Source organism: Galactobacter sp. (assembly GCF_022712295.1).
Classification (GTDB): Bacteria; Actinomycetota; Actinomycetes; order Actinomycetales; family Micrococcaceae; genus Galactobacter.
The window spans coordinates 1-12535 of the sequence record NZ_JALAGT010000186.1 but is presented as its reverse complement, the minus strand read 5'-3'; the positions used below and the strand labels follow the sequence as shown (position 1 = coordinate 12535).

Sequence of the window (12535 nt, the reverse complement as noted above, 5' to 3'; positions counted from 1 at the left end):
GGATGGTGACGGCGCCGGGCAGGGGGCCCGCCGCGGTCTCGGTGGGGGAGCGGACGTCCAGGAGGACGGCATGGAGGTCGCGGGCGTGAGCCAGCGAGATGGAGGGGATGCGGGCCGTGGACGCGCTGGGTGCCAGGGGGACCTCGCGAGTGGTGGCGGCGAGCGCGTCGATCACCAGCATGCGGCCCAGGAGGGGGCGGCCGATCCCGCAGATCAGTTTGATGGCCTCCATGGCCAGGATGGAACCGAGTTGCCCGCAGAGCGCGCCGACCACGCCTGCCACGGCGCACGAGGGGACTTCGCCGGGCGCGGGTGGGGAGGGGAAGACGTCGCGCAGGGTCACGGGGGTGCCGGTGGGAGGCTCGGACCAGAACACCGTGGCCTGGGCGTCGAAGCGCAGCACCGAACCCCACACCAGCGGGATGCCGAGGCCCGTGCAGGCGTCGGCGGCGGCGTAGCGGGTTTCGAAGGTGTCCGTGCCGTCGATCACGAGGTCGTAGCCCGAGAAGAGCTGGGCCGCGTTGGCGTCGGTGAGCCGGACGCGATGCTGCACCACGCGGGTGTCGGGGGAGAGCGCGGTGATGCGTTCGGCCGCGACGTCGGCCTTGAGCCGTCCGACGTCGTCCACACCGAAGAGGACCTGGCGTTGGAGGTTGCTGGCCTCCACGGTGTCGAAGTCGATGATGCCGAGCGTGCCGATCCCGGCAGAGGCCAGGTACTGCAACACCGGGGATCCGAGCCCGCCCGCGCCCAGGACCGCGACGCGTGCGGCGGCGAGCCGTCGCTGGCCCACGTCGCCGATCTCGGGCAGGCGCAGCTGGCGTGCGGCCCGCTCGGATTCCCCGTGCGGAAGCCGCGCGGTTGGGGGTACGAGTGGGGGGAAGGGCATGGTCCCCATGGTAGTCAGCATGGTCACGTTACGAGGCAGCTTTCCGGAGTGGAAATCGCATTTGAGGGTTTGGTGTGGGTTTGATTGCCGCAGATGCGGTTTTCGGTGTTGACTGAGGTCCATGACCACTTTTCGCGTGAGCGAGGCAGCGCCCCTGTTGGGTGTCAGCGATGACACCGTGCGCCGGTGGATCGATTCGGGCTCGCTGCCTGCGGGCACCGACGAATCGGGACGCACCGTCGTTGAAGGCTCCGACCTGGCCGCCAGGCTCGTCGCCAACGATCACGCTGCCCAGGATCCGGTCAAGCGGGGTTCCAGCGCCCGCAACCGATTCGTCGGCATCGTCACCGACGTCGTCACGGACAAGGTCATGGCCCAGGTTCAGATGCAGTGTGGGCCCCATCGGGTGGTGTCCCTGATGTCCACCGAGGCGGTGCGGGAGCTCGGCCTGGAGGTCGGATCGCTGGCCACCGCGGTCGTGAAGGCCACCCCCGTCATCGGCGAACCCCCCAGCGCCCCACACCTCGTCATTCCCACTCACCCCACCAGGAGATCCCCATGCCGTCCAAGCGTTCCTCACGGCGCCATGTCTGCCGTCGTCTCGGCGCAGCCACGGCCATCCTGGCCGCAGGCGCCCTGGCCCTCACCGCCTGCGGCGGCAGCGACGACGCCAAGGACGATGCCAAGGGCACCACGTCCATCACGATCTTCGCCGCGGCCTCCCTGCAGGGTCCCCTGGACGACGTCGCGAAGGACTTCGAGAAGTCAAACTCCGATTTCACCGTCAAGCCCATCACCTACGACGGCTCACAGGCGCTGGCAACGCAGGCCATCGACGGCGCGGACGTGGACGTCCTGGCCTTTGCCTCCGAAGCGTCCCTGGAGCCGGTGACCGAGGCCGGTCTCACCGACAAGGGACAGATCTTCGCCACCAACACCCTTGAACTGGCCGTGGCGCCGGGCAACCCGAAGGGCCTGGCCACGTGGGACGACCTCACCGAGAAGGGCGTTTCCGTGGTGGTGTGTGCCGCAGAGGTTCCCTGCGGGCAGGCCACCGAGAAGCTCACCGCTGACGCCGGTGTGACCCTGAAGCCGGTCAGTCAGGAGACCAACGTGACCTCCGTGGTCAACCGGGTGGCGGGCGGCGAGGCGGACGCGGGCCTGGTCTACGCCACCGATGTCACGGCGGCGGGCGACAAGCTGGAGGGCGTGGAACTGCCCAACGCGGACAAGGCGGTCAACCGCTACCCCGTGGCCGTGAGCGCAGACGCCGAGAACTCGGAAGGCGGCAAGGCGTTCGTGGACTACCTGCTCTCCGATGCAGGCCAGAAGACCCTCCACGACGCAGGGTTCGGCAAACCGTGACCCGCTGACAACTGCGCAATCACCGAGGATCCGACATCGTGAGACTTCCCGCATGGCTGAAGGCGGCGGCGCTGGTGGGCTTGGCCCTCCTGGCGCTGCCGCTCATCGGCCTGCTCTCACGGGTCCGCTACGAGACCCTGTGGCAGGACCTGACCTCGGAAGCCGCGCTGAATGCGCTGGGCCTGTCCCTGCTGACGGCGGCCGGCGCAACGCTGGTCTGTCTGGTGCTGGGTTTCCCGCTGGCCCTCTTGATCGCGCGCAGCTCGGCCAAAGTCGCGGCGGTCCTGCGCGCCGTGGTGCTGATACCCCTGGTGCTCCCACCTATGGTGGGCGGCCTGGCGCTGCTGTCCCTCCTTGGCCGTTCCGGGCTGCTCGGGCAGCCGCTCTTCGAGGCCACCGGGTTCTCGCTGCCCTACTCCACGGTGGGAGTGGTCGTGGCGCAGGTGTTCGTGGCCATGCCGTTCTTCGTCATCAGTGTTGAGGGCTCGCTGCGGACCTCCGGACAGGGACACGAGGCGGTCGCAGCCTCCCTCGGTGCCGACCGCTGGCGTGTGCTGACCCGCGTGACCATCCCGCTGGTGCGGCCCGGCCTCGTGGCAGGCACCGTCCTGGCCTTCGCCCGTGCCATGGGTGAGTTCGGGGCCACAGCCCTCTTCGCGGGCAATACACCAGGGGTCACGCGAACCATGCCACTGGCCATCTACACCGCCTACAACGGGGTGGGCGTCTCCCAGGACACCGCGTTGGCGTTGTCCCTGCTGCTGCTCGTCAGCGCGGCAGTGGTGGTCCTCGGACTGCGGTCATGGAGAGAGGATGCCGTGCGATGAGTCCTGCTGCTGAGGCCGGCGTCTCCACGGGCCTACAGGCTCGGATCCGCGTCCACCGTGATGCCTTCGACGTGCGCGTGGACCTGGAGCTGGCCCCGGGCGAACGGCTGGCCGTGCTGGGCCCCAACGGCTCCGGGAAATCCACCGTGCTCGGCGCCCTGGCGGGCACCATCGACATGTTCCAGGGCAGCATCGTGCTCACGCGCGGCGGTGTGCAGACAATGCTCAACGGTCCGGGCCGGCGCCCGCTGCCGTCCCACCAGCGCGGCATCACGCTCGTGGAGCAGCGTCCGTTGCTCTTTCCCCACCTGGATCTGCGGGCGAACGTGGCCTTCGGTCCCCGCTCGCAGGAGACCTCGCGCAGGGACGCCAACCAGGTTGCCGCGCAGTGGCTCGAGCGGGTGGGGCTGGCCCAGCGCGCACGGGAGCGTCCGCACCGGCTCTCCGGCGGACAACAGCAACGGGTGGCCCTGGCCAGGGCCTTCGCGGCCGAGCCGGAAGTGCTGCTGTTGGACGAACCCTTCGCGGCCCTCGACGCGGAATCCACGCCTGCGGTGCGCGGACTCCTGGCCACGGAACTGGAACGCTCGGCCACCACCTCCGTGCTCGTCACCCACCATTTGCCCGACGCGTGGCAGCTGGCCGATCGCTGCGTGGTCATGGTGCGTGGCCAGGTAGTTGAAGAGGCCACACCCGAGGAACTCGCCACCATGCCGCGCAGCCGGTTCGGGGCGGTGCTGGCCGGGTTCTGCGTGGTGGACGGGGTCGCCGAGCGCGGAGGCCTGCGCGTGGACGGCAATTCGCGAGCGGGGAGCGCCTGGGTGCCGGGACTCCCCGACGGGGCACGTCCGCCGGTGGAGGGAGCTGCGGCGCTGGGCGTCGTGTCCCCTGGCGACGTGGAATTGGTGGGAGCCGACACTTCCGGTGCGCGCGTGGACGGTGTGTTGCCCTACGGTGTATTACCCGGTGTGGTGGAGACCGTGGAGGTCCGCGGCGGCCTGCTGCGCATCGGTGCCCAGGGCGGGCTGGTGGCCGAGGTGCCGACCGGGGCCCTCTCGGGGTTGCTGCCGGAGGGCCCCCCACGGGCTGGTCAGACCCTGCTCTTCCGCCCCGTCGGCCTGCGGCTCGTGGGCATGTCCGGGAACCACGAGGGCGCGTAGCGTTAGGTTTCATGGGACGCATCACGCACTCTCGGCCAATCACCAAGATCCGGCTCGGCTACGGGGCCAGCCGCCGCCCGGACACGCTCGCGGTCGAGGAACCGCTGGAGATCCGGGTGGCAGGCACGCCCTTGGCCGTCACCATGCGCACCCCAGGCCACGACGTGGATCTGGCCATCGGTTTCATGCTCTCCGAGGGCATCATCCGTGAGGGCGACGACGTCGTCGCGGCCATTCACTGTGGCGGCCCTGGAAGCGGTGGCGAGGAGAACACCTACAACGTCCTGGACGTGGGGCTGGCTCCCCACGTTCCGGCACCGGCCGCCTCCACCGAGCGCAACTTCTACACCACCAGTTCCTGCGGGGTGTGCGGTAAGGCCAGCATCGACGCCGTCCGGACCGTGTCCCACTTCGGGGTCCAGGATGAGGACCTGCGCCTGTCGCCGGACCTGCTCGCCACCCTGCCTGACAAACTGCGCGAACACCAGGATGTCTTCGACAAGACCGGAGGCCTGCACGCGGCCGGACTCTTCGACGCCGCCTCGGGTGAGTTGCTGGTGCTGCGGGAGGACGTGGGCCGCCACAACGCCGTGGACAAGGTCATCGGCTGGGCCGCACGCCAGGGGCGGCTCCCGCTGCGGGGCACCGTGTTGCAGGTCTCCGGCCGGGCCAGCTTCGAACTGGTGCAGAAAGCCGTCATGGCCGGCATCCCCGTGCTCTCCGCCGTTTCCGCTCCCTCATCGTTGGCCGTGGAGTTGGCTCAGGAGGCGGGACTCACCCTGCTGGGCTTCGTCCGTGGCATCAACTTGAACGTCTACAGCCACCCGGACCGGATTCTGGCCCCCGCGTCCGTCTGACATCCGTGACGTCGCTAAGGCCTGTCGGTATTGCACAGCCCCGCGCCGGGGTGGGATTCTAGAGGTGAGCATGCCCACGGCTCGCCCCTTCGTGAACGGAGTACGCCATGACCAGCGTGAAGTCAGATTCCGCGTCTGAACAGCCGGAGTACCCCACCGCGGTCGGACTCCTGAGCAAGATGCCGCGTCAGGGTGGCTACGGCCCCACCACCAAGGGCCCCGTGACGTCCTCCCCGTACCACCACCCAGCGGCCGGCTGGGGCGCGGCCAAGAGCGTGGGGCGGATCCTCATGGAACAGCGCCTGCCCATGGCCGGCTCCAAGGCCATGTTCCAGTTGAACCACAACCCCGGTGGTTACGACTGCCCGGGCTGCGCCTGGCCGGATGACCAGAAGGGGCTCAAACTCGACTTCTGCGAGAACGGCATGAAGCACGTGACGTGGGAGATGACGGGCAAGCGCACCACGCCACAATTCCTGGCGCTGCACTCCGTCACCGAACTGTCCACGTGGACGGACTACGACCTGGAGAACGAGGGGCGGCTGACCCACCCCATGTCCTACAACGCGGAGACGGATCACTACGAACCCATCTCCTGGGACGATGCCTTCTCCATGATCGGCGATGAACTGCGCAAGCTGGACAGCCCCGATCAGGCCTCCTTCTACACCTCCGGGCGCCTGAGCAATGAGGGAACCTTCCTCTACCAGCTCTTCGCCCGTGAATTCGGGACCAACAACCTCCCCGACTGCTCCAACATGTGTCACGAGGCCTCCGGCCGCGCGCTCAAGGCCTCCATCGGCACCGGTAAGGGCACCGTGGACATGCACGACTGGGAGACCACCGACGCGCTCTTCCTGCTGGGCGTCAACGCCGCCTCCAACGCGCCGCGTATGTTGACGGCGCTCGCCGAGGCCCACGACCGCGGGGCGCAGGTGGTGCACATCAACCCGCTCAGGGAGATCGCGGCGACCAAGACCACCGTGCCGCACGAGATCATGGACATGGCGCGGTTCAAGACTCACGAGACCTCCACCATGAACCTGCAGGTGCGCCCCTCCGGGGACTTCGCGCTCATGCGCGGCATCGCCAAGGTGGTCTTCGAGGCTGCGGCGAACGACCCTGGTGTTCTTGCCGCGGAGTTCCTGGCGAACCGGACCACGGGCCTGGACGAGTACCGCGCCGTGGTCGAGGCAACCCCTTGGGAGGAGCTGGTGCACCAGTCCGGGCTCACCGAGGAGGAGATCCGAGCGGCCGGGCAGGTCTACCTGGATTCGCCGCGCACCATCATCGCCTGGTGCCTTGGCGTCTCCCAGCAGAAGCACGCCGTGGACACCATCCGTGAGATCTCCAACGTGCTGCTGCTCAAGGGCAACATCGCCCGTGAGGGGGCCGGACCGTCCCCCATCCGTGGACACTCCAACGTGCAGGGCAACCGTACCTGCGGCATCAACCACCACGCCGACCCTGTGCTGCTGGACGCGGTGGACCGCGAATGCGGAATCGTGTCCCCGCGGCACCACGGCCTCGACACCGTGCAGACCATCAAGGCCATGAACTCCGGCGCCGTGAAGGTCTTTGTGGGTATGGGCGGCAACTTCGTGCTGGCCGCACCGGACACCGAACACACGGCCGAGGGCCTGGCCAAGTGTGAGCTGACCGTGCAGGTCTCCACCAAGCTCAACCGCTCCCACCTGGTCCACGGGAAGAAGGCCCTGATCCTTCCCTGCCTGGGACGCACGGAGAAGGACCTGCAGGCGGCCGGCGAACAGGGCGTCACCGTTGAGGACGCATTCTCCATGGTCCATGTTTCCTACGGCAAGCGTCGTCCCGCGTCCGAGCACCTCAAGTCGGAGCCGGCCATCATCTGCGAGATCGCCAAGGCCACGCTGCCCAACACGGTGACTCCGTGGGACACGTACATGGGAGACTACTCCACGATCCGCGACATCATGGCGCGGGTGCTGCCGGGCTTCGAGGACTTCAACGAGCGCATCAAACCCCGTGGTGGATTCCGCATCCCGCAGCCTGCCCGAGAGGGTGAGTTCGTCACGGCCTCGGGCCTGGCCGAGTTCTCGGCCGCCGAGCTCCCGAACCAGATTCCTGAGGGCGCGGACGCGCTGGTGCTGCAGACCATGCGTTCTCACGACCAGTGGAACACCACCATCTACTCCGCCAACGACCGCTACCGCGGCGTGAAGAACGGTCGCGAGGTCGTCTTCATGCACCAGGAAGACATGCGTGAGCGCGGGATCTCTGAGGGATCGCTGGTGGATATCGTGGCCACATCCCTGGACGGGTCCAAGCGTGAGGTGAACTCCTACACCGCGCTGAAGTACGACACCCCTCGGGGCAGTGCGGCCGGATACATGCCCGAGATGAACGCGTTGATCGGCATCGAGGACTACTCGCGACAGTCGGACCAGCCGCTCATGAAGAGCGTCGAGGTGAGAATCACCCCGGCCCGCTGAGCCCGGAATCCTCCCGAACACGAGCGAAGCCCCCGACCAGTTCAATTGGTCGGGGGCTTCTTCATCACTCGCACCCTTGAGGTGTTCATGACACTACATCCGGAGTCTGGATAACACCAGTATGAAACCGGGACATTCTCAATAAATCGTCATGATGCGGGCTGACAGCGATGGTTGACCGCCGGGCAGGGGACGTTCAGCCGCGGTGCTGGGCAAAGAACGCCCGGAGCAGGTCTGCGCACTCGTCCTCACGCACCCCACCGTAGACCTCGACCCAGTGGTTCAGCCGGGGCTCCCTGAGGACGTCGAACACGCTGCCTGCGGCGCCGGCCTTGGCATCCCATGCGCCGAAGATCACCCGCGGCACCCGAGCCAAGACGATGGCCCCCGCACACATTGCGCACGGTTCCAAGGTGACGGTGAGCGTACAGTCCGGCAGCCGCCAGCCGTCGGCCATACCGCGGGAGGTCAGTTCCGCTGCGGCGGCGCGCAGCGCCACGATCTCCGCGTGTCCGGTGGGGTCGCCGTGGTGCTCCCTCACGTTGTGGCCGCGGCCGATCACCTGACCACTCGCGTCGGTCACCACCGCACCGATGGGGACGTCGCCGTGGTCTCCGGCCGCGCGGGCCTCTGCCAAGGCGGCGTCCATCCAAGCATCTGCCTGCGGGGGAGGGGGGACGGGGCTCACGGACTCAACGGTAGCCGGTACCTCGTCTTGGGCCACGAACTGCGGCACGGAAACACGTCCGTCGGCATGGATCGCTTGATCCGTACCGACGGACGTGTCAACGCGCCGACGCGTGTGCCTGAGGGAGCTCAGTTGGAGGGACCACCCTGACCCATGCCGCCCATCTCCTCGGAGGCTTCGGTGGAGGCGGTCGCGGATCCGGCCTCCTCGCCGTCGATCACCAGGGTGTATTTCTCACCGGAGGTGATGTCCTCGCTGGAGAACAGGAACGATGTCGCGGCCTTCTTGGAGGTCGCGCTCGCCACGGTGTTGCCGTCGGCGTCCTGGAGCTTCACCTCCTGGCCCTCTGCGATCGTGACGCCCTGGATCAGGACGCTTGCGTGGTCCTCCTCGGTGGACGGGGTGACCTCCATGGAGCCGGGACCGAAACTGGCCAAGGTGCCGCCGGTGATCTTGAAGTCGCCATTGGCGTCGGTGGAACCGTTGCCCCCTCGGGTGGGCCCGTACACCGTGGTGGTACCACCGGTGATGGTCAGTGAGCCGTTGGAGTCCAGACCATCCCCCTCCGCGTTGACCGTGACGGTGCCACCGGAGATCTCCAGGCGCTCGCCGGTGTCGGCGAACCCACCACCGCCTGCCATGCCGCCGCCGGGACCACCCTGGCCGTCCTGGCCCTGGCCATCCTGCGGGGGCTGGTCGCCGGCCGGCATCTCGCCGTCTGGTGCTGGGGGCTGCTGCCCGTCGCCGTCGGCTTGTGGCTCGGTGTCGGTGCTCGACGCCGTGGAGTCGGTTCCGCTCGTCTCGGCACCTTCGGTGCCCTGCGCGGCATCGTCCTGGGTTGTGGCGTCCGTTGAATCGGAGTTGCCGGAGGCGTTGATGCCGTCATCGGAGGCGGCCAGGTCAACCGTGCCGCTGAAGATCGCGATGTTGGCTGCCTCCATGGCTTCGGTGGACTTGGTGACCGTGACCGTGGCGTCCGCAACGGAGAGGATCTTCTCGCCCTTCACGCCGTCGTCCGCCGCTGCGGCCGTGATCTTGCCCCCGGTGATGACGGTGTCGGTCTGGGACTGGATACCGTCATCGCCTGCCTCGATGGTGATCGTGCCATCCGTGACATAGACGTAGCCCTTGGTCTCGTCGTCCTCCTGGTCGCTCTTGAGGCCGTCGCCCTCGGACGCCGTGAGGTTGAGGGTGCCGCCCTCGACCACCAGAGCGTCCTTGCCGCGCAGGGCGTCGTCCTTGGCCTTGACGGTGATGGTGCCGGAGAGGATCACCAGATCGTTCTTGGACGTGATGCCGTCGTTGCCGTTGGCCTTCACCGTCAGTGAGCCTGTGCCCGAGATCGTGAGGTCGGAGTCCGAGTAGATGGCGGCGTTGGCCTCGGCGTCCTCGTCATAGCTGGAGGCGTCGGAGACCGTGTTCTTCGAGCCCTTGGCCAAGTAGATGGCAGCGTCGTCCGCCGTCCGGACCTCGATGGCCGGGCCCTTGGAGTTGGTGATGGTCACACCGTCCAGGATGAGTACCACTTGGGCGTCGTCGGGCGCGGCCACCACGACCTGACCCTCCAGATCGCCGGAGAGCCTGTAGACGCCCTCCTCCGTGATGGTGACGACTCCGTCCTCCGACGTGACACCGTCCGCGTCGGAGGTTGCGCCGGTGCCGGAGAGCGTGACGTCCAGGGCATCGTCCACCGAGTACTCGTCATCGTTGACGGTGGTGTAGTCGTTGTTGTCCGCCATCACCGTGTCGGCGTCGAGCTTGCCGGAGTAAGCGGTCACGGTTGAGGCCTGGGCGGTGCTCGCGCCGCCGGAGGTGGAGGAACAGCCGGCCAGCAGGGCCGCGGTCAGGCCAAGGGCGGTGAAGGAAGTGGCTACGGAGTATCGGGTATGGCGTTTCATGGTCGGTCCTTGAGTTCTGTCGTGGCGGAGAATCGTGGGGAGCTGGGCGAGAGCTCGGGGGAGGGATCGGCTCTGGCCGGTCGCAGCCTGGAGAAAGGCCCGTTGAGGACCCGGTGCCATTTGTTGTGTGGGAGCTCGGGGTGCAGGACAGCGAGGCCCACTCCGAACTTGCTGATCCCGCTGGGGCGGTGGCCCCTGCGCCACAGGGCCCGGTCCAGCGCGCTGGGGGCCGAGGCTGACTTGGTCTCCACGACGACCCAGTCGTTCAAGGTCACCTGACCGGCCTGCGGATCCAATGGATCGGAGAACATCAGCGCGGTGTCGATGGTGGCCCTTGCCCCTTCCGGGGTCAGCAGCGTGGAGCGTCGGTAGGTGGTCCTGAGGCACGGTCGGAGCGTTTCCACGGTCTCCGCCGTCAAGCCGAGGGGTGCCAGGCCGGCGGCCACGTAGGACCGGGCGGGGGTGAGCCGCTGCAGGTCCTCGGGCGAGTAGGCGATGCGGTCCTTGACGGTCTGCCCACGGCCGTTCTTGGTCTTCAGCTCCAGGAAGGCGTCTCCCGAATCGACGTAGAGCCGGGTGCGTAGCTTGAAGCGGCGGCGGCGCCTGCGGGCCGTACGGCAGTAGCTCTCCCACTCGGCGGTGTCGAAGTACACCGAGTCGTAATCGAAGCCGGTGAGGCCGTCCATGGTGAGGATCCGGGTCTCGGCGGGGAGCTCCGAGAGGGTCTGTTGCAGCTGCGCCTGCGGAACCAGGTACTTGCGGTCACGGCGGGTCTGCAGGGCGGCGGTGGCGTTGAGTTCCTCGAGGCCGATGGCGGTGAATTCCATGAGTCCGGTGGCGGTCATCAGGATCGCCCCACTGACGTCACGGAAGTGGCGCTCACCGGATCGGGGGAAGCGGTGCGGCCGGCTGCACGGCGCTCAACTGGGGAGGGACCCCCGGCCGAGCCCAGCGCGGTGTATCGGACATCCACCAGGCAGGAATCGTTGACGAAGTCCACCTCGTCCACACTGACGCTGGTGATCCGGGCGTTCAGTCGGGAACCGAGTTCGGCCCTCATCTCGTCCTCGTCCACGATGGCGTGGTCGAGGCGGATGCGCTGCCTGCGAGTCTTGGACAGCAGGGCCGGGTGGTCGGCGATCCACATGACCACCAGGATCAGGGCGATCAGCGCCGAAGGGATCCAGATCTCGGTGGCTCCGAGTCCGCCGATCAGACCCATGGCCAGGGAGGAGAAGTAATAGGCGACCTCGCGCTGCGTGATCTCGGAGGAACGCAGCCGGATGATGGAGAGGACTCCGAAGAGCCCCAAGCCGAGGCCGGTGGCGACCTCTGCGGTGCCGAGCATCGCGGCGACGGCCAGGACGCCCACGTTGAGGCCCATGAAGGCGACCACCAGGTCGCGACGCCGGTGCCGACGGTAGTAGAGACCGAAGGTCAGCAGCGCGGCGGCGACCAGGTCGATCGCGAAGAGGAGAAGTTGAGTGGTCGTCACGGGCGGCGGTCCTTCTTGAGCAGGGGAGATTTGTTATCCCCTATTCCAGGACCGAATGTTGGGTCATCCCTATGTTCACCACAGTTACAGCTTGAGAATGTTGTGCCTTGTGAGGCACGTCTCGCGCGATGGCCGAGAAACCTGTGGAGTCCCCGCCGAGCGGCTAGGCTGGCCCTATGCGCGTCACGGTTGTGGATCATCCCCTCGTAGCTCACAAGGTCTCTGTCCTGCGGGACAAGAACACGCCTTCTCCCGTTTTCCGGCAGCTCACGGAGGAACTCGTGACCCTGCTGGCCTATGAGGCCACCAGGGAGGTGCGCACCACCACCATCACGGTCGAGACCCCCGTCGCCACCACCACCGGCACGGCCTTCGCGAAGCCCACTCCGCTGGTGGTTCCGATCCTGCGGGCCGGCCTCGGCATGTTGGAAGGGATGACCCGCTTGGTCCCCACCGCGGAGGTCGGGTTCCTCGGCATGGCCCGCAACGACGAGACGCTGGACATCATCACCTACGCAGAGCGCCTGCCTGATGACCTCACCGGCCGCCAGGTCTTCGTCATCGACCCGATGCTCGCCACCGGTGGCACCTTGGTGGAGTCCATCAAGTATCTTTTCGACCGCGGCGCCGATTCGGTGACCTGCATCTGCCTGATCGCCGCGCCCGAAGGCATCGCGAAGTTGGAGGAGCATCACGGGGACAACGACGACGTCCATCTGGTGGTGGCGTCCCTGGACGAGGGCCTCAACGAGAAGGCCTACATCGTCCCAGGCCTCGGTGACGCCGGTGACCGCCTCTACGGTCTCGCCGAGTAGTACAGACTCAATGCCCCACGCCGCGGCCCCCGGGCGGGGGGGGGGGAGGGGGCCGCGGCGGGGGGCGTGG

Annotated in this window: 11 protein-coding genes and 1 pseudogene; 7 read left to right on the top strand and 5 right to left on the bottom strand. The window is 67.7% G+C overall.

The window, feature by feature from the left end:
• Positions 1-889: ThiF family adenylyltransferase (locus tag Q0A15_RS13490; protein WP_291280045.1), on the bottom strand; the 889-nt coding region annotated here is incomplete at its 3' end.
• Positions 890-1010: 121 nt separating this feature from the next.
• Between Q0A15_RS13490 and Q0A15_RS13485 the strand changes: the two are divergent.
• The 6 genes and pseudogenes from Q0A15_RS13485 to Q0A15_RS13460 all read left to right on the top strand — a co-directional run.
• Positions 1011-1400, top strand: a pseudogene (locus Q0A15_RS13485) (molybdopterin-binding protein); the annotation flags it as partial.
• 47 nt (positions 1401-1447) lie between these two features.
• The gene (modA, locus tag Q0A15_RS13480) at positions 1448-2254 is read left to right on the top strand and encodes a molybdate ABC transporter substrate-binding protein (RefSeq protein WP_291280044.1); all 807 of its coding nucleotides are present in this window, start codon (positions 1448-1450) and stop codon (positions 2252-2254) included.
• Between the two features lie 38 nt (positions 2255-2292).
• On the top strand, positions 2293-3081 hold the full coding sequence (locus Q0A15_RS13475) for an ABC transporter permease (protein WP_291280043.1): 789 nt from the start codon (positions 2293-2295) through the stop codon (positions 3079-3081).
• The gene (locus Q0A15_RS13470; protein WP_291280042.1) at positions 3078-4241 is read left to right on the top strand and encodes a sulfate/molybdate ABC transporter ATP-binding protein; all 1164 of its coding nucleotides are present in this window, start codon (positions 3078-3080) and stop codon (positions 4239-4241) included. Before Q0A15_RS13475 ends, Q0A15_RS13470 begins: the two co-directional genes overlap by 4 nt.
• Positions 4242-4252: 11 nt before the next feature.
• Positions 4253-5098: a formate dehydrogenase accessory sulfurtransferase FdhD gene (gene fdhD, locus Q0A15_RS13465; RefSeq protein WP_291280041.1), complete on the top strand. Its 846-nt coding sequence runs from the start codon at positions 4253-4255 to the stop codon at positions 5096-5098.
• Positions 5099-5205: 107 nt separating this feature from the next.
• Positions 5206-7569, top strand: a complete 2364-nt coding sequence (locus Q0A15_RS13460; RefSeq protein WP_291280040.1) for an FdhF/YdeP family oxidoreductase — start codon at positions 5206-5208, stop codon at positions 7567-7569.
• A 196-nt stretch (positions 7570-7765) separates the two neighbouring features.
• Here the strand turns inward: Q0A15_RS13460 and Q0A15_RS13455 are convergent, their stop codons facing one another.
• From Q0A15_RS13455 to Q0A15_RS13440, 4 genes are all read right to left on the bottom strand, one after another.
• On the bottom strand, positions 7766-8218 hold the full coding sequence (locus Q0A15_RS13455) for a nucleoside deaminase (protein ID WP_291280046.1): 453 nt from the start codon (positions 8216-8218) through the stop codon (positions 7766-7768).
• Between the two features lie 167 nt (positions 8219-8385).
• Positions 8386-10155, bottom strand: coding sequence for a carbohydrate-binding domain-containing protein (locus tag Q0A15_RS13450; RefSeq protein WP_291280039.1), 1770 nt, complete (start codon positions 10153-10155; stop codon positions 8386-8388).
• Positions 10152-11000: a polyphosphate polymerase domain-containing protein gene (locus tag Q0A15_RS13445; protein ID WP_291280038.1), complete on the bottom strand. Its 849-nt coding sequence runs from the start codon at positions 10998-11000 to the stop codon at positions 10152-10154. Before Q0A15_RS13445 ends, Q0A15_RS13450 begins: the two co-directional genes overlap by 4 nt.
• Positions 11000-11650: a DUF4956 domain-containing protein gene (locus tag Q0A15_RS13440; protein ID WP_291280037.1), complete on the bottom strand. Its 651-nt coding sequence runs from the start codon at positions 11648-11650 to the stop codon at positions 11000-11002. Before Q0A15_RS13440 ends, Q0A15_RS13445 begins: the two co-directional genes overlap by 1 nt.
• A gap of 176 nt (positions 11651-11826) precedes the next feature.
• Here Q0A15_RS13440 and upp point away from each other — a divergent pair, with 176 nt between their 5' ends.
• Positions 11827-12465 (top strand): uracil phosphoribosyltransferase, encoded by a 639-nt coding sequence (upp, locus tag Q0A15_RS13435; protein ID WP_291280036.1) that lies wholly within the window; start codon positions 11827-11829, stop codon positions 12463-12465.
• Positions 12466-12535: the final 70 nt, after the last annotated feature.